Origin of the sequence: Hyphomicrobium facile, assembly GCF_900116175.1 — a bacterium.
Classification (GTDB): domain Bacteria; phylum Pseudomonadota; class Alphaproteobacteria; order Rhizobiales; family Hyphomicrobiaceae; genus Hyphomicrobium_B; species Hyphomicrobium_B facile.
Map to the genome: position 1 here is coordinate 559123 of NZ_FPCH01000001.1, position 16745 is coordinate 575867.

13 protein-coding genes are annotated in these 16745 nt (G+C 61.4%); 9 read left to right on the top strand and 4 right to left on the bottom strand.

The features are described from left to right. Positions 1 to 8 precede the first annotated feature (8 nt). Complete coding sequence (locus BM399_RS02710) at positions 9 to 3677, top strand: error-prone DNA polymerase (RefSeq protein ID WP_092866172.1); 3669 nt, start codon at positions 9 to 11, stop codon at positions 3675 to 3677. 67 nt (positions 3678 to 3744) lie between these two features. Here the strand turns inward: BM399_RS02710 and BM399_RS02715 are convergent, their stop codons facing one another. Next, positions 3745 to 4002, bottom strand: coding sequence for a hypothetical protein (locus BM399_RS02715; protein WP_092863877.1), 258 nt, complete (start codon positions 4000 to 4002; stop codon positions 3745 to 3747). Between the two features lie 180 nt (positions 4003 to 4182). Here BM399_RS02715 and BM399_RS02720 point away from each other — a divergent pair, with 180 nt between their 5' ends. Then, complete coding sequence (locus tag BM399_RS02720; protein WP_092863880.1) at positions 4183 to 4608, top strand: cupin domain-containing protein; 426 nt, start codon at positions 4183 to 4185, stop codon at positions 4606 to 4608. 25 nt (positions 4609 to 4633) lie between these two features. On the opposite strand, the gene BM399_RS02725 is transcribed toward BM399_RS02720, so the two are convergent. Next, complete coding sequence (locus BM399_RS02725) at positions 4634 to 5083, bottom strand: cupin domain-containing protein (RefSeq protein ID WP_092863883.1); 450 nt, start codon at positions 5081 to 5083, stop codon at positions 4634 to 4636. 108 nt (positions 5084 to 5191) lie between these two features. Between BM399_RS02725 and ggt the strand changes: the two genes are divergently transcribed. Both ggt and BM399_RS02735 read left to right on the top strand, forming a co-directional pair. Further along, on the top strand, positions 5192 to 6934 hold the full coding sequence (ggt, locus tag BM399_RS02730; protein WP_092863886.1) for a gamma-glutamyltransferase: 1743 nt from the start codon (positions 5192 to 5194) through the stop codon (positions 6932 to 6934). 37 nt (positions 6935 to 6971) lie between these two features. Next, positions 6972 to 7970 (top strand): FAD-dependent oxidoreductase, encoded by a 999-nt coding sequence (locus BM399_RS02735; protein WP_092863888.1) that lies wholly within the window; start codon positions 6972 to 6974, stop codon positions 7968 to 7970. Here BM399_RS02735 and BM399_RS02740 read toward each other — a convergent pair. Then, positions 7926 to 11372, bottom strand: coding sequence for an acyl-[ACP]--phospholipid O-acyltransferase (locus BM399_RS02740; protein WP_092863891.1), 3447 nt, complete (start codon positions 11370 to 11372; stop codon positions 7926 to 7928). The two genes, BM399_RS02735 and BM399_RS02740, sit on opposite strands and share 45 nt — an antisense overlap. 159 nt (positions 11373 to 11531) lie before the next feature. Between BM399_RS02740 and thiS the strand changes: the two genes are divergently transcribed. From thiS to hemH, 5 genes are all read left to right on the top strand, one after another. Beyond that, a complete protein-coding gene (thiS, locus tag BM399_RS02745) occupies positions 11532 to 11750 on the top strand; it encodes a sulfur carrier protein ThiS (RefSeq protein WP_092863894.1) in 219 nt (72 codons plus the stop codon). Positions 11751 to 11797: 47 nt separating this feature from the next. Next, positions 11798 to 12613, top strand: a complete 816-nt coding sequence (locus tag BM399_RS02750) for a thiazole synthase (protein ID WP_092863897.1) — start codon at positions 11798 to 11800, stop codon at positions 12611 to 12613. A 7-nt stretch (positions 12614 to 12620) separates the two neighbouring features. Beyond that, positions 12621 to 13238, top strand: coding sequence for a thiamine phosphate synthase (locus BM399_RS02755; protein ID WP_092863900.1), 618 nt, complete (start codon positions 12621 to 12623; stop codon positions 13236 to 13238). A 103-nt stretch (positions 13239 to 13341) separates the two neighbouring features. Further along, positions 13342 to 14418 carry a CHAD domain-containing protein gene (locus tag BM399_RS02760; RefSeq protein WP_092863903.1) on the top strand — a complete coding sequence of 359 codons (1077 nt, stop codon included), beginning with the start codon at positions 13342 to 13344 and terminating at the stop codon, positions 14416 to 14418. Positions 14419 to 14457: 39 nt separating this feature from the next. Next, complete coding sequence (gene hemH, locus BM399_RS02765; protein ID WP_092863906.1) at positions 14458 to 15519, top strand: ferrochelatase; 1062 nt, start codon at positions 14458 to 14460, stop codon at positions 15517 to 15519. A gap of 31 nt (positions 15520 to 15550) precedes the next feature. Here hemH and BM399_RS02770 read toward each other — a convergent pair whose 3' ends face one another. Further along, complete coding sequence (locus BM399_RS02770; protein ID WP_092863909.1) at positions 15551 to 16582, bottom strand: KpsF/GutQ family sugar-phosphate isomerase; 1032 nt, start codon at positions 16580 to 16582, stop codon at positions 15551 to 15553. Positions 16583 to 16745 lie beyond the last annotated feature (163 nt).

Genomic DNA, 16745 nt, shown 5'->3' on the forward strand with positions numbered 1-16745 from the left:
CGATGCCGATGACGCTTCGCTACGCCGAGCTTCAGGTGACAACGAACTTCTCGTTTCTGCGGGGCGCCTCGCATGCGGAGGATCTTGTCGAGCAGGCGAAGGCGCTGGGTCTTTCGGCGATTGCCGTGACGGATCGCAATTCGCTCGCCGGTGTCGTGCGAGCGTATGTGGCGGCGAAACCGGACGAGGGGGAAGAAGACCCAAAAATTCGTCTCGTGATCGGCGCGCGTCTCGATCTCGAAGATGCACCGAGCCTGCTCGTCTATCCGACGGATCGCGCGGCCTATGGGCGGCTCTGCCGCTTACTCTCGCATGGGCAGCTCAGGGCGGACAAAGGCAAATGCATTCTCCATCTCGCCGATGTCGCCGCGCATGCGGAAGGCCAGATCTTCATCGCGCTGCCTCCGGATGATTGGGATTGGCGGGAGGTTTCGTCAAGTGCTGCGCGCAGGTCGGCGCCCGAAATTCAAACCGGAAAGATCATTCCATTTGAATCCGTTCGTGAACGTTTGAATGGTTTTGATTCCCCTCCCCCTCGCGGGGAGGGGTTGGGGGTGGGGGGCTGCAACGACGAGCTCCTTCACCCCACTCCCGGCCTTCACCCCACCCCCGACCCCTCCCCGTCAAGAGGAGGGGGGAATCCGGGCCAACCGCCGCCCCCCTCCCTATGCCAAGTGCAGGGGTATGGAGAGAGGGAGGTGTTGCAGGCATCGTTGCTGCGGATAAAAAGCGCCGTGGGCGATGCGCCTCTTTATCTTGCGGCTTCGCATACCTATCGTGGGGACGACCGGTCGCGCATCGCAGCGCTTGCCGCGATTGGCGAACTGGCGGGCACGCCGATCGTTGCGACCAACGACGTGCTCTATCATCATGCCGAGTGCCGTCCGCTGCAGGATGTCGTCACCTGCATTCGCGAAAAGACGACGCTTCGCGAAGCGGGTCTCCGGCTCGAGGCCAATGCCGAGCGATACCTTAAAAGTGCGGAGGAAATGGCGCACCTCTTCAGAGGTCATGAAGCGGCGCTGGCGCGGACGCTCGACATCGTCGAAGCCTGCCGGTTTTCGCTCGGTGATCTCAAATACGAATATCCCGATGAGCCGGTGCCGCCGGGCAAGACCCCGCAGGAGCATCTTATCGAGCTGACCTGGAAAGGTGCTCAAAGCCACTTTCCAGAAGGCGTTCCGGAAAAGGTTCGGGACACGATCGAAAAAGAGCTCAAGCTGATCGGCGAACTCAAGTTCGCGCCGTATTTTCTGACAGTCCACGACATTGTCGCGTTCGCGAGATCCAAGGACATTCTTTGCCAGGGGCGCGGATCGGCTGCGAATTCGGTCGTCTGCTATTGCCTCGGTATTACGGCGGTGAACCCGATCGAGGTCAATTTGCTCTTCGAGCGCTTCATCTCGTCTGCCCGCCTGGAGCCACCCGATATCGATGTCGATTTCGAACACGAGCGGCGCGAAGAGGTCATTCAATGGATCTATGAGCGCTATGGCCGCGACCGTGCGGGGCTGACTGCAACGGTCATTTCATATCGTTCGCGATCGGCCGTGCGCGATGTCGGCAAGGTGTTCGGCCTTTCGGAAGATACGATCTCGGCGCTTGCCGGCATGGTGTGGGGAACGCATGGGGGCGGCGTTCCGCCGGAAAAACACGTTCGCGGTGCGGGGCTCGATCCCGCGGACCGGACGTTAGCTGCGGCGATGAAGCTGGCGCAGGAATTGATGGGATTCCCACGGCATCTGTCGCAGCACGTCGGCGGCTTCGTGCTCACGCGCGGTCCTTTGGTCGAAGTCGTGCCGGTCGGCAACGCGGCAATGGCGGACCGCACCTTCATCGAATGGGACAAGGACGACATCGCGGCGCTGGGATTGATGAAGGTCGATGTTCTGGCGCTCGGCATGCTGACCTGCATTCGCAAGGCCTTCGATCTGATCGAGAAGCATCACGGCCGGACGTATACGCTTGCAACCGTGCCGCGCGCGGACAAGCCGACTTACGATATGCTGTGCCGCGCGGATTCCCTCGGCGTGTTCCAGGTCGAAAGCCGGGCGCAGATGAATATGCTGCCAAGGCTGAAGCCGCAGGAATTCTATGATCTCGTCATCGAGGTCGCGATCGTGCGTCCGGGGCCGATCCAAGGCGACATGGTGCATCCCTATCTCAGGCGCCGCAACGGGCTCGAGGCCGTGGTCTATCCTTATCCCAAGGGCGGCGACGAAGATGAACTCAAGAACATTCTCGGCAAGACATTGGGCGTGCCGCTTTTTCAAGAGCAGGCGATGCGCATTGCGATGGTTGCCGCCAAGTTCAACGACAAGGAGGTCAACGATCTCAGGCGCGCGATGGCAACGTTTCGCCGCGTCGGCACGATCGGTCTGCTTGAAGAGAAGATGGTCTCGCGCATGGTCGAGCGCGGCTATGACGAGGAATTTGCGGCGCGCTGTTTCGCCCAGATCAAGGGCTTTGGCGAATACGGCTTTCCGGAGAGCCATGCGGCGAGCTTCGCGCTGCTCGTCTATGTGTCGTCCTGGATCAAATGTCATTATCCGGCGGCGTTTGCGTGCGCGCTTTTGAATTCGCAGCCGATGGGTTTTTACGCGCCCGCGCAGATCGTGCGCGATGCTCACGAGCACGGGGTGGAGGTGCGGGAGACGGACGTCAATTTCTCCGATTGGGATTCGACATTGGAGCGGACACTCGAAGGAGGTCGTCCGGCGTTGAGGCTCGGGCTGCGTCTCATCGATGGCCTCAGCGAAGCCGACATTCACGAGGTTCCGGAGAAAGATCCGGAGAAGAAGCAGGCTTTGCGCCGAAAATTCCCGACGCTCATTCCGCCTGCACCCGAGACGCAGAAGCACGGGATAAACAGAAGATTTCAAGGCATTGCGGATGTCGCAAAGCGCGGAAGCGTTAGCACGCTCGAGAAGCTAGCGGCGGCAGATGCGTTTCGCTCGCTGGGGCTCGATCGCCGGCAAGCTTTGTGGGAAGTCAAAGCGCTCTCCAATGCGCCGCCGCTGCCGCTTTTTTCCTGGAGCGAGACGCAGGACGTTGGGAAGGAGGCCGACGTCAAATTGCCCGAGATGGCGCTCTCGGAGCATGTGGTCAACGACTACCAGACGCTACGTCTTTCGCTCAAGGCGCATCCGATGTCGTTTCTGCGTGAGGATTTCCGCCGCGAGTGCGTGCTTTCCTGCAAGGAGTTGGCAAGCGCGAAAAACGACTCCTTTGTTCGAGTGGCGGGCGTCGTGCTCGTCCGGCAACGGCCGGGAACGGGCAACGTCGTGTTCATGACGGTCGAGGATGAGACAGGCATTGCCAATGTCATCATCTGGCCGAAGCTGCTCGAACGTTTTCGCAAGGTCGTGATGACGTCGCGGCTCATCGTGGTTGAAGGCCGCCTGCAAAGGCAGGTCGAGAAGCACGCGGATATCATTCACGTGGTGTCGACGAAGCTAGTCGACAGAAGCGATTGGCTGCTGCGTCTTTCCGAATGGGCAGCCGACATGGACGTGCCGGTAGCGAATGCGGACGAGGTGCTGCACCACCCGGAACCCGGCTCCGCGCATCCGAGCCGAAAAGACGAGCGGCGGATACATCCGCGTTTCTCGCGCGAGCCGAAGCCGCGTCATCCGCGCAATGTTCGCGTCATTCCGAAATCGCGGGACTTCCACTAAACGAAAACATCACCGTGCGGAATTCCGCACGATGATGCTCGTTAGCCCTCGAAAGTCAGAACGCTTGTTACTTGCAGGCCAGCTGCGACGACTGGCACTGGGTGCCGAACGTGCCCGGCGTGCAGGACGTGTGGACCGCGCCCTTCGGCGTGCGGCCCTTGGCTTCGATGATGTTCGCCAAGCCGTGCGTCGACATGATAACCGCGAGGTCGTGCGTCAGCCCATCGCCAATCGCTCCGACGCGGACGCAGTCGGCGGCTTGAGCCGTCGCGGATAGTGCAACCATCACCGCAGCCGCAGCGACGACGAGTTTCAATGAGCGCATTTGCCCCTCCAGAAGGTCAGGTCTTCCGGCCGGGAAATTAGTCGAGGGTTCAAACGAAAGACAGGCGGTCTCATTGTGGTATGCACAAAGGAATGGAGGAGCGTGCCGGAATTGCCACTGAACGGGCGGGCGGCGCGGCAAACCTTACGAATTCGTGATAATTGGAATGAGGTCGAGCACATGGACGAGAAAGCTCAGCAGGCGGGCATTGGCCGGTTCGATATCGGCGAGGTCGCCGCGTCGTTTCCGTCATCCGCGACGACGCTGCTCGTCGACCGCTATCTGACAAATCGCGAAGCGGCGAGCGCCCGCGTCTTCCGCGTCTACAAGCCGACGCCGCCGCACTATCACGCGACGTGCGATGAATATCTCTATGTGTTTTCGGGGCGCGGCACCTTCTGGATGCGCGATGCCTCGACGATCAGTGAATTCGGCCCCGGGCAATTATTGTTCTTCGAGAAGGGAACGGTTCACGCCCTGCCGGAGATCATCGAAGAGCCGGTTGTTTTCCTGTCGGTCGATACACCGCGGCGCGATCCGAAGGACGTCATTTTCGTCAATCCCGAGGATGGCACGCCGGAAAGCTTCGTTCAGCGGAGCTATTGATCCGTTTGCGAACTAATCTAGCAAGCTATTCCGGGGCCTTTTCCGGGATCGACGTCGGCATGCCTTCCGCGCCGATGAAGATGGCTAGAAGCCGGAGGGGACCAGTCCCTGTGTTGGTGCCCTGGTGCGTCTGGTGGATCGCTTCGACAAAAGTATCGCCCGGCTTATAGGTGCGCTTGCCTTTGTTTCCGTAGTCGACGGTCAGCTCGCCTTCCATCACCATTCCAACGAGAGGAATACCGTGCTGGTGCCAGCCGGTGGAGACGCCGGGCGGCACATCGATGTATCCGGCTGTAATCTTCGCGGGCGCGCCCGTCGGATAGACGATCGGCTCGTCCGCGACGGTTTTCGACGTTTGGAGCAGCGGCGTGAACGTTATCGATGGCGCGAGCGCCATCGCTGTTGCGGCGCCGAGGGCGAAGAGCGCAGGCGCGGACAGTGCGAGTAGGACTTTTTTGCTTATGGTAAGAGACATCGTTGCCACCCATGTTTTCGAGCATAAATAGTGTGCGGACGTTAATCTTTGCTTTTTGCGGTTCGTCGATTGCTCACTTGTTCGGCTCGGCTCATCCTTGGGGATCTCATGCCTTTCAGAATTTTGCTTGCGGTTTTGTGCTCGATTGTCGCAGTGACGGCGTCGGCGCAGGAATTCCGGCCGGTTCCTGAAGGTGCGTCGGGCAGGCGCGAGAAATCTCTCGTTGTCGCCAAGCAGCACATGGTTGTCGCTGCCGAGCCCTTGGCCGCCGAGGCGGGCCGCGAAATATTGCGGCAAGGCGGATCGGCAATCGACGCGGCGATTGCGACGGAGCTGGTGCTCGGCCTTGTTGAGCCGCAGTCCTCAGGTCTTGGCGGCGGCGCGTTCATCACCCTTTGGGATGCCAAAACGCGTTCGATGACGACGTTCGATGGCCGCGAAACGGCGCCGGCTGCGGCGCGGCCCGACCGGTTTCTCAAAGACGGGAAGCCGATGAAGTTCGAGGAGGCCGTGAACTCGGGTTTGAGCGTCGGTGTTCCGGGCCTTCTTCGCGCGCTTCATGCATCACACGAGAAATACGGGAAGCTACCTTGGGCGAAGCTTTTCGAGCCGGCGATAACGCTCGCCGAGAATGGATTTCCGGTATCGCCGCGCCTCAACGTTCTTCTGAAATCCGAAAGCGCGGAAAAGTTCGCGCCCGATGCGCGCTCGTATTTTTATGAGGGCGGCGTAACGCCGAGGGCTGCAGGATCGCTGCTCAAAAATCCCGAATACGCGGCCACGCTCAGAACGATTGCAGAGCGCGGCCCCGATGCGTTTTACACCGGCGACATTGCGGACGCGATGGTCAAGGCCGTCAAAGAGGCTCACACCATACCCGGTGATTTGAGTGCTGAGGATCTTGCGGCCTATAGCGCGAAGGAACGGGAGCCGGTTTGTGTCGCCTATCGCGGCCGGCAGGTTTGCAGCGTCGGTCCGCCTTCCTCGGGTGCACTCACTGTCGGCGCCGTGCTGAAACTCATCGAGCCTTTTCCGCAGGTGCAGGGTGCGTCGGCGCTGATGACGGCACCGGCTTTGCACATCATTGCCGAGGCGGAGAAGCTCGCCTTTGCCGATCGCAACATGTACATCGCCGATCCGGATCGGGTTGCGGTTCCGTCCGGACTGCTCGATGACGCTTATCTTGCCGAGCGGCGGAAGCTCATCGATCCGAAGAAAGCGATGGCGAAGGCCGAGCCCGGACTGCCGCCGGGTCTTGCCAAAAAGTCGTTCGGTCAGGATGCGACGTACGAAGTGCCGGGCACGACGCAGGTTTCGATCATCGATGGCGAAGGCAACGTGGTATCGCTGACGGCGACGATCGAAAGCGCGTTCGGCTCGCACCTTTGGGCGAAAGGCTTTCTTCTCAACAACGAGCTGACGGACTTCTCATTCGTGCCGGTCGATGCGAACGGCATGGCCGTCGCCAATCGAATAGAGGGTGGAAAGCGGCCGAGAAGCTCAATGGCGCCGACGATCGTGCTGGCTCCTGATGGCGCGCCCGAGATCGTCACCGGTTCGCCGGGCGGTTCGCAAATCATCCTCTACGTCGTGAAGGCCCTTGTCGCCGTACTGGATTGGGGTCTCGACGCGCAGCAAGCCGCGTCGCTCACGAATTTCGGCAGCCAGGGCGGACCGTTTCTGATCGAATATTCGTTGCCGATCGTGTGGCCGGCATACGAGCTGACGTCCTATGGCCAGACGGTCTCGGGGGCGACGATGACGTCCGGCGTGAACATGATCGTCCGGCGCGACGGTCGTCTCGAAGGCGGGGCCGATCCGCGCCGCGAGGGTGTCGCTCTCGGCGATTGATGCTAGAGGAAGCGAAACGTCCTGAAGAGTTTCGACCTTGAACAAACCGTCCATCCTCGTTGTCGGCGCCGGCATATTCGGCCTTTGGCAGGCGTTTTCGTTGGCGCGTGCCGGATATCGCGTTCGCTTGATCGAGGCCGGTTGCGATCCGTTCGCGCGATCATCGAGCCGTTGGGCGGGGGCGATGATTGCACCGGAGTGCGAGGCCGAAGGCGCGCCGCACAGCGTTCGCGATCTCGGGCGCGAGGGGCTTCGCCTTTGGCGCGACACCTATCCCGGCATCATGAGCAACGGAACGCTGGTCGTTGCGCACGCGCGCGATGCAGGGGATCTCGCCCGCTTCGCCAATATGACGGAAGGGCATGTGGCGGTTGCGGGACCGCGCATCGCCGATCTTGAGCCGTCGCTTGCCGGCCGTTTTGAGCGCGGGCTTTATTTCGAGAGCGAAGCGCACGTCGATGCGCAAAAGGCGATGAGCTGGCTCGTCGATCAGCTCCGCTTGCTCGGCGTGGATATTTCTTTCGAGACCCTTTGGAAGGGAACCTCGGAAGACGTCGTGATCGATTGCCGGGGGATCGGCGCCCACGAAGATCTACCGTCCCTCCGAGGCGTGCGCGGCGAACGCGTACTCATTCGAACGAGCGAGGTGAGCTTGTCGCGCCCGGTTCGCCTCCTGCATCCGCGTCAGCCGATCTATGTCGTGCCGCAGGGCGATGGGCGGTTCGTCGTCGGCGCGACCGTCATCGAGCGGGAAGACGTCGGTCCGATTTCGCTCCGATCGGCGCTCGATCTGCTCGGCTCGGCATATGCGCTGCATCCGGCCTTCGGGGAGGCATCCGTCCTCGAGATGGGCGCGGGGGTCAGGCCTGCTTTCTCCGATAACGTGCCACGAATTATCGTCGAGGACGGTGGCCATCTGATCCGCGTCAACGGTGCGTACCGGCACGGGTTCCTTCTTGCGCCGGTACTTGCGCGGGCCGTTGCCGATTATCTATCCGACAACCGGCGTGAGGGGCCGCTGTTCGCTGCTCCCTGAGGGGCTTGCCTTGGCGGCCAACGTTTGCTTCGCGAGTTCGAGCGCGGCAACGTAATCGGGCTTGCCGGAGCCGAGCAGCGGAATTTTCGGAACCACGAAAATGTCTGCAGGCGTCGTAAGCTCGGTCACGCCTTTTCTTCGCACGAACTGCGCGAACGCGTCGCGCGTACAATTCGGATCGGTTGTCAGCAGAGCCAGGCGCTCGCCTTTTCGCGGATCGGGGAGCGCGACGACGACCGTTATCTGTTGCGGCCAAAGCTCGGCGGCTAATGCCTCGACGGCCGAAAGCGAAATCATTTCGCCGCCGATCTTGGCGAACCGCTTGGCGCGGCCTTTGATCATGATGAAGCCCTGCGGATCGATGTCGACGATGTCGCCGGTGTCGTGCCAGCCGGCCGCCGGCGGTTCGAGGACGCCGGGGTTTTCGGCGCGATAATAGCCGAGCATCACGTTCGGTCCGCGCACGTAGAGGCGGCCGCCGGTTTCAATTCCGGGAACCGGTTCGAGGCGCGCTTCCATCAGCGGTGACAGGCGGCCGACGCTGCCCGCCTTGTTCGCAAGCGGCGTGTTGATCGCGAGGACCGGCGCTGTTTCCGTCACGCCGTAGCCTTCGAGAATGCGGACGCCGAAACGATCCATGTAGAGTTGCCTTGTCCGATCCTTGATCGCCTCGGCGCCCGCGAGAATGAGGCGGACGCGCGCGAAATCATAAGGGTGCGCGACGCGGGCATAACCTGCCAGGAAGGTATCGGTGCCGAACATGATGGTGGCGTTCGACTGATAAACGAGCTCCGGAATGATGCGGTAGTGCAGCGGCGTCGGATAGAGATAGACGGGCACGCCGGCGACGAGCGGCATCAGCAGGCCTGCGGTCAAGCCGAACGAATGGAACACCGGAAGCGCGTTGAAAACCTTGTCGGTGCCGTTGCAGGCAACGCGCGTGAGGCTTTGTGCGCAGTTCGCCAGAATGTTTCGATGAGAGAGGACGACGCCCTTCGGCGTTCCTTCGGAGCCCGACGTGAACAGGATTGCTGCGGGCGCGTTGTAGTCGGCTTTGACTTGCTGCCTTCCACCTTGCACGAGGCCTTTGACCTTATCGCGGAATGTTATCGTCGGGCGCACGTCTTCCAGATAGATCACGCGCACGACGGCTTCGAGGGCCTGGATGAGCGGTTCCAAGTGTCCCTTTTCAACGAAAACGCGGGATGTCAGCACGACCGATACGTTCGCCGCTTTGCAGGCAGAGACGACGTTGGCCGCCCCGGCCGAGAAATTGAGCATCGCGGGGACGCGCCCAATCGTCTGCAGCGCGAAGAACGTCACCGCGACGCCGGCGGAATTCGGCAGCAGCACGCCGACGGCCGATTGAGGCGGCGGCAGCATCGGCGCGAGTTTCGCTCCCAGCACCTGCGCGCCGACGATCAGCTTCTTGTACGAGAGCTTGGTTCCGAGCGGATCTTCGATCGCAGGCTTGCCGGTGTCGCGCGTTTTGTGGGCGGCGACGAGCGCTTCGAACAGCGTCTGATCGATCGGCGTCGTCAGCACTGCAGAGTCAGTCATGATGTCTTGCAATGCCGCGCCTGCCGCCTGGCGCCGCGCCTTGCCGCGGAGGGCGGGATCGACCTTCAGCCAAACGGGAGGAAGAACGGTGACGGTTGTTTTCGGAAACCAGACTTTCTTTGTCTGAGAGCTGTTGAGATAGCCAAAATGCGAGCGCTCAAGGCCATCGATGCGAACGGGAATGACTGGTGCATTCGCCTTGTCCGCGATCATCGCCGTGCCGTCGTAGACTTTCATCAGTCCGCCGGTGACGGTCAGGCGTCCTTCGGGGAATATCACAAGTGATGCTCCGTCTCTGACGGCCTGGATCAGATGGCGCATGCCGAGCGGGCGTGTCGGATCGATCGTGTAGAACTGCGCGAGCTTCAGGAACGGCTTCGCCCACCACGTCTTGGCGATTTCGGTATCGACCGCATAAGCGCTGTGAGAGGGAAGAAGTCCGTTCAGCAATCCCGCATCGAGGAGGCTGACGTGGTTTGGAGCGATGATTGCGCGTTGCCCGGGCTTCGGGAGGTTTTCGAGGCCTCTGACTTCAAGTCCGAAGAACGTCTTGAACATGAAGACGACAACGTCCTTCACGCCCTCGGCACCCCAGGCGCGGAGAACGAGCACCACGACGATCAGGTTTGCAATTCCGAGGCCGGCGTAAAGGAGCGCGACGGGGACTTTCTCGAACTGGAGCGCCGCGATGGCGATGCCGACGAGCGTCATGAATGCGGCCGACAGGACGTTGCATCCGGCGATGACGCGAGAGCGGCGCTCTACGGGCGACCAGGCCTGTACGGCGGCAAACGAGGGCACAATGAAGAGGCCGCCGGCGACTGCGATGCCTGCGAGGTCGAAGAGCATGTGTAGACCTTCGACCGAGGTCAGTACATCCGCCGCGGTGAGCGGCGTCGGGGCAGGTTTCATGGCGGACGCGACCCACGCCAGATCGAGCAGGAAGACGCCCATCAACAATGCGCCGATGGGGACGAGCGCGAGATTGGGACGATTGGTGCTGGCGCGCGCGGCAATGATTGATCCGAATGCGACGGCGACCGCAAACGTGAAGAGCGCCAGCGTGTAAACGGACGGTGCGCCGTTCAAGGTTTGCGGAATGAGGTTTTGCAGCAGCGCCAGCACAGCGGCGCCCACAAGCCAGAACCACGACGTAATGAGCGCGCCCTGCCAAATGCGTTTGTCGGCGCGCAGGTCTTTCAACAGGGTGACCGTCGATGTGACGACGTTTCTATCGACGACGAGATCGGGCACCGAGGATGGGGCCGGCGGAATGAAGCGCGCCGAAATCCAGCCGAGCACCGAGATGCCAACGATGGCGCTCGCGACGACCATCAGTTCGGTTTCGCCGCCGGACGCCAAGTTGCCGCCGATGGTCCCGATCAAGATCGCAATGAAGGTTGCGCCTTCGATTAGGGCGTTGCCGGATGGAAGCTCTCTGGTTTCGAGATGGGAGGGGAGCAATCCGTATTTCACCGGTCCGAAGAAGGCGCTCAGCGTGCCGAAGAGGACGAGAGCCGCAAACAGCAACGGCACCGATGGCAAAAGAAATCCGACGGCCGCGATTACGGCGATTGGAATCTCCAAAAGGCGAACGCGAACCGCAACCTTCGCCTTGTCGAACTTATCGGCGAGCTGCCCCGCAAGTGCGGAGAAGACGAAGAAGGGAAGCACCAGGGCCGCGCCTGCAAGCGTTCCGAGCGCGGGGCCATTCTCCATCGCCAGCTTGTAGACGACGAGCATCGCCAGGGCGTTCTTCAGCAAGTTGTCGTTCAGGGCAGCCAGAAGCTGGCTCCAGAAGAGCGGCATGAAACGGCGAGACGACATCAGGCGCGAAAACATGGGGCGATCCTCAATTTCGACGCCGGAGATTCAGATGCTAATTGCGGCGGATTGGCGGGTCCCTTTGACCCGTCCGGATTATATGCGGTAAAAAACTCTCCAATGCTCTGGTAAAGGGCGATTAAATGCCCATGTCCGCCCTTCAGGTCAGATAGAGCGATGCTACAACACGAAGCGAGCACTGAGTTGATCGTCAACGGCCGGAAAACGGTGAGCGAAGCCGGTACGCTCGCGGCCCTCATTGCGGAGCGGGGCCTCGGCGAGGCGAAGGTTGCGACGGCGCTCAACGGACAGTTCGTACCTGAGGCGCGGCGTGCTACGACGACGCTGAGCAGCGGCGACCGCGTCGAGATCGTTTCCGCTCGCCAGGGCGGTTAAGATTGGGCGGCTAAGCTCAGCGGTCAAAAGGACGAGTTACGCTTAAAATGAACGTTCGTGATCAGTCGTTGCATGCGGGGCGTGCGCTCTCCGTTTACGGGGAGACGATTTCTTCGCGGCTTCTGCTCGGGACAGCGGGCTATCCGTCTCCGGCCATTCTGACGAGCGCGGTCAAAGCGTCGGGCGCGGAGATCGTCACCGTTTCGCTGCGCCGTGAGGCCGCCGGCGGAAAGGCCGGCGAGCGGTTCCTCGACATCATCAAAGATCTGGGCGTTCGCGTTCTTCCCAACACGGCCGGATGCCGGACGCCGGGCGAAGCCATTGCCACCGCCCAGATGGCACGCGAGCTTTTCGGAACGGACTGGATCAAGCTCGAGGTCATCGGCAACGACGACACTCTGCAGCCGGATGTCTTCGGGCTCGTCGAGGCGGCAGGCACGCTCAGTCGCGATGGCTTCAAAGTGCTGCCTTACACAACAGAAGATCTTTCGGTCGCAGAACGGCTGCAGCGCGCCGGATGCCAAGTGATCATGCCGTGGGGCGCGCCAATCGGCAGCGGTCGCGGGCTCGCCAACGTTCACGCGCTGACAAGCTTGCGCGCCTACTTCCCCGATGTGACGCTGATCATCGATGCTGGCATCGGCGCGCCATCGCACGCGGCGCTCGCCATGGAGCTTGGCTACGACGCCGTATTGCTCAACACGGCGGTTGCGAAGGCCGCTGATCCGGTCAAGATGGCGGCGGCATTCGCGTCGGCGATCCAGTCGGGGCGTTTGGGTTATGAAGCCGGGCTGATCCCACCTCGCGACATGGCGGTACCGTCAACGCCGGTCGCCGGCACTCCGTTTTTCGATCTCGATTGAACGTGCTTTGAATTCAACGCAAACCAAGCTCGCGCGTTTTTATCCGATCGTGCCCGACATCGGCTGGCTCGAACGCATCGTACCGCTCGGCGTGAAGCTCGTTCAGCTCAGGATCAAGGATAGTTCACCGGCTGAGGTCGCGGCGCAGGCGAAGCGGGCGTTCGATTTCTGCCGCGAGAACAACTGCCAGCTGGTCCTCAACGATTACTGGGAAGTCGCGCTCGATACCGGTGTCGATTACATTCATCTCGGCCAGGAGGATCTGCGCACGGCTGATTTCGAGGCGATAAAGCTCGCCGGCATCAGGTTCGGTGTATCGACACACGACGAAGCCGAACTCGAGATCGCTCTGGCTGCGGAACCTGACTATGTGGCGCTGGGCCCGATTTACGAAACCAAGCTCAAAGCCATGCCCTGGGCGCCTCAAGGTCTTGAGAAGGTTAAGGAATGGCGCAGCAAAATTCGTCAGCTACCGTTGGTCGCCATCGGCGGTTTGACGCCGGACCGGGCACCGGGAGTGCTCGAAGCCGGTGCCGATACCTTGGCCGTCATAACCGATTTCATAACGGCCTCAGACCCCGAGAACCGCGTGGTTCAATGGTTGCGACAGTTGGAGGCTCGATAAGTACGGCAGTGATGTGTTAACTATCGCAGCGTTGTTTGTGACAGTTTTATGTGGTTCGGATCTACGACAGACCTGCTCATCGTTGCGAAGCCGTTCCCGCGTTATGCCGTATCGATTCAAAATCAACGAGCCCGTCGAAAAGGGGTTTCGCCGCATTGCGCGCGAGCAATTCGATAGCTCGATTGCGGAATTGTCGGGGCCCACGGCCGATCCCAAGGGCGTGCACGAGTGCCGGAAATCCATCAAGCGGTTGCGCGCGCTCATACGTCTTTCGGCAGTGTCCGTCGGGACCAAAAAAGCGCGGCGGCGTACGAAGGCGCTCGGTGAAATCGGGAGACTTCTGTCGGCCCGGCGCGACCAGACCGTCATGTTCGAAACCATCCAAAAACTGGCTGACGAATTCCCCGAGGCGGTGGCCGCGTTCGTGCCGTTGAAGGCGGCGTTGACAGCGCGGGCGGGAAATCAGCCGGAGCGGCTCGACGCCGAGACGGCCGATCGTGCGCGTGGGTTGCTCGACGCGGAAGCGAAGAAAATCGAGCGTCTCGATTTCAAGCATAAGGGCTTCGCGGCACTCGCGGGTGGCCTCGAGACAAGTTACCGGAAGGCGCGAAAGGCGATCGCCTACGCTTACGACGAGCCGACGGATGAAAATTTCCACGAATTGCGCAAGGCCGTGCAGTGGCATTGGCGTCAGATGGCGCTGCTTGCGCGTGCTTGGCCGGATGAATTCGCTGTCCGGGTGAACGCCTCGCGGGAGCTATCGCAGTGGCTCGGTGATGACCATGATCTTGCGGTGCTGGTTGTTGCCGTTTCGGCCGCACCCGATATGGCGGACGAGCAGAAGGAAGCGGCTATTGCCATTTGCCGGCGGCAGCAGCAGGTTCTGCGCGCAAAGGCCGAATTTCGCGTTAAGCGGCTATTCTCTGAAAAAACGCGGGCCTTCATCAAGCGCGCGGCGGCTTATTGGGAACATGGCCGGGCATTGGATCCGCTGGTCGACGCACCATCTCTGGTGCAGCCGGTTCCTCAGGCGGCGGATGCCGCACGGGCCGAGTTAAATGGCCGGGCTGACGAGCGGAGCGATGAAAGGGGCGGCGAGCCGGACAAGGCCCGCGCGGCGTCCAAGCCGAGGCTCGCCACGAAATCCGTCGCCTCTGCCCCATCGCAACGGCGCGCCTGATCCGTTAGGGTCGCGCAGATTTCTGATTTCGGAGAGCGGATGAACGAAGTTCCTAAACAAGATCGCTTTGATTCCGAGGCCGTGAAGCTGCCTGCCGGGCATCCTCCGGTCGCGTTCGGCCGGGTTGGCATTCTTCTTCTTAATCTCGGAACGCCGGACGGCACCACATACTGGCCGATGCGCCGCTATCTGCGCGAGTTCCTGTCCGATGAGCGCGTGATCGAAGAGCCGAAGTGGAAGTGGTGGCCGATCCTCAACCTCATCATTCTGACGACGCGTCCGAGCCGAAAGGGGCGCGATTACGCGACCATTTGGAACAACGAGCGCGACGAGGGTCCGCTGAAGACGATCACGCGCAGTCAGGCGGAACAATTGGCGGCGCGCCTCGGGGGTGAGCAGCGCATCGTTGTCGATTGGGCGATGCGCTACGCCAACCCGTCGACGGAGAGCCGCATCCTTGCGCTCAAGGAGCAGGGGTGCGACCGCATTCTTTTGGTGCCGCTCTATCCTCAATACGCTGCGGCGACGACGGCGACCGCGTGCGACCAGGCGTTCCGCGCGCTGATGAAAATGCGCTGGCAGCCTGCTGTTCGCACGGCGCCGAGCTATCACGACGATCCGGTCTACATCGATGCTCTCGCGCGTTCGATGCGCAAGAGTTTGGCCGAACTCGATTTCGAGCCGGAGAAGATCATCGCGACCTTCCACGGCATGCCGGAGAAATATTTCATGGCGGGCGATCCCTACCATTGCCAGTGCCAGAAGACCTCGCGGCTTCTACGGCAGAAATTGGGAATTCCCGAAGAGCGCTGGCTGACGACGTTCCAGTCGCGTTTCGGCAACGATCCGTGGCTTCAGCCCTATACGGATAAGACCGTTGAAGCGCTGGCGAAGTCCGGCGTCAAAAAATTGGCCCTGGTCGCGCCGGGCTTTTCGGCCGACTGCCTCGAGACGCTCGAAGAACTCGACGTTGAAAACCGGCACATTTTCGAGTCGAACGGCGGCGAGAAATTCGCCTATCTCAAAGCGCTCAACGACAGTGCCGAGGGCGTCGATGTGATCGAGGCGGTGGTGCGCCGGGAGCTGCAAGGCTGGCTTTGACCGGCCGCGCAGCTTGTCTCGTGCGTCCTGCCTAGGCGACGCCCAATCGCAGCAGATCGTGAACGTGCACGATGCCGATGGGCTTCTGCTTTTCGACGACGAACAGCGCGGTAATGCGCGATGAGTTGATGAGTTCCAAGGCGGCCGACGCGAGCAGGGTCGGCGCAATCGTCTTGGGCTTCGCGGTCATCACGTCATCGACTTTGGCTTCGAGCAATTTGCCGCCCATATGGCGCCGCAAGTCGCCGTCGGTGATCACGCCGAGCAGCTTGCCTTTGGTATCCGTCACGCCGACGCAGCCGAAGCTCTTCTCGGTCATGGCGACGAGTGCTTCCGACATCAGCGCGCCGCTGCCGATCAACGGCAATTGATCGGACGGATGCATGACGTCGGCGACGTACTTCAAGTTGGCGCCGAGAGAACCGCCCGGATGGAAGATCTTGAAATCGTGGGCCGTGAAGCCGCGCGCGTCCAGCAACGCGATTGCGAGGCTGTCTCCGATCGCGAGCTGAATGGTGGTCGAGGTCGTCGGCGCAAGGCCGTGCGGGCAGGCTTCCTTCACGCGTGGCAGAAGCAACAGAGTGTCGGCCTGCTCTCCTAGCGCGGAATTCGCCTGCGAGGTTATCGCGATCAGCGGAACCGCGAACCGGCGAGAGTAGGTGATGATTGACTTGAGTTCGACGGTTTCGCCGGACCACGACAGCGCGAGGATGATATCCGATCGCGTGATCATGCCGAGGTCGCCGTGTGAGGCTTCGCTGGGATGAACGAAGAAGGCGGGCGTTCCCGTGGAGGCGAACGTCGCGGCGATTTTCTGGGCGACGTGGCCGCTCTTGCCGATGCCCGTTACGATGACGCGGCCTGTGACGGCCTTGAGGCGGCGAACGGCTTCATCGAACGCGGGCGCCATTGGGCCGGCGATTTCGTTGGCGAGCTGGGCCAAGCCTTCGGCCCCGAGATTGAGCGTTCGAAGCGCTGAAGAGATCGGCGTCGTCTCGTCGGCTTCGCTTTCAGCTTCCCGGCGCTCGCCTTCGGGCAGCTGGAATGGAATGACCTTCTGCATCCGCTCGATGTTCCCCCGTTGCGCGATTGATCGACATCCTCAAAGGACTCGGCCGAACCGCGTTAACACTTTCGCGTCTGGCGGCGCGCGAAGCAACCCCCGCGAGCATTTTAAAGGGACATTAACCAACCGTTTCCTACGGTCCAATCGTTAGTAGCGTTTC

Coding starts and splice junctions, on each gene's coding strand:
- BM399_RS02710 (WP_092866172.1), top strand. CDS start 9: ATGACGCTTCGCTACGCCGAGCTTCAGGTGACAACGAACTTCTCGTTT.
- BM399_RS02770 (WP_092863909.1), bottom strand. CDS start 16,582: ATGCAGAAGGTCATTCCATTCCAGCTGCCCGAAGGCGAGCGCCGGGAA.
- BM399_RS02760 (WP_092863903.1), top strand. CDS start 13,342: ATGCCGTATCGATTCAAAATCAACGAGCCCGTCGAAAAGGGGTTTCGC.
- BM399_RS02725 (WP_092863883.1), bottom strand. CDS start 5,083: ATGTCTCTTACCATAAGCAAAAAAGTCCTACTCGCACTGTCCGCGCCT.
- hemH (WP_092863906.1), top strand. CDS start 14,458: ATGAACGAAGTTCCTAAACAAGATCGCTTTGATTCCGAGGCCGTGAAG.
- BM399_RS02720 (WP_092863880.1), top strand. CDS start 4,183: ATGGACGAGAAAGCTCAGCAGGCGGGCATTGGCCGGTTCGATATCGGC.
- thiS (WP_092863894.1), top strand. CDS start 11,532: ATGCTACAACACGAAGCGAGCACTGAGTTGATCGTCAACGGCCGGAAA.
- ggt (WP_092863886.1), top strand. CDS start 5,192: ATGCCTTTCAGAATTTTGCTTGCGGTTTTGTGCTCGATTGTCGCAGTG.
- BM399_RS02750 (WP_092863897.1), top strand. CDS start 11,798: ATGAACGTTCGTGATCAGTCGTTGCATGCGGGGCGTGCGCTCTCCGTT.
- BM399_RS02740 (WP_092863891.1), bottom strand. CDS start 11,372: ATGTTTTCGCGCCTGATGTCGTCTCGCCGTTTCATGCCGCTCTTCTGG.
- BM399_RS02715 (WP_092863877.1), bottom strand. CDS start 4,002: ATGCGCTCATTGAAACTCGTCGTCGCTGCGGCTGCGGTGATGGTTGCA.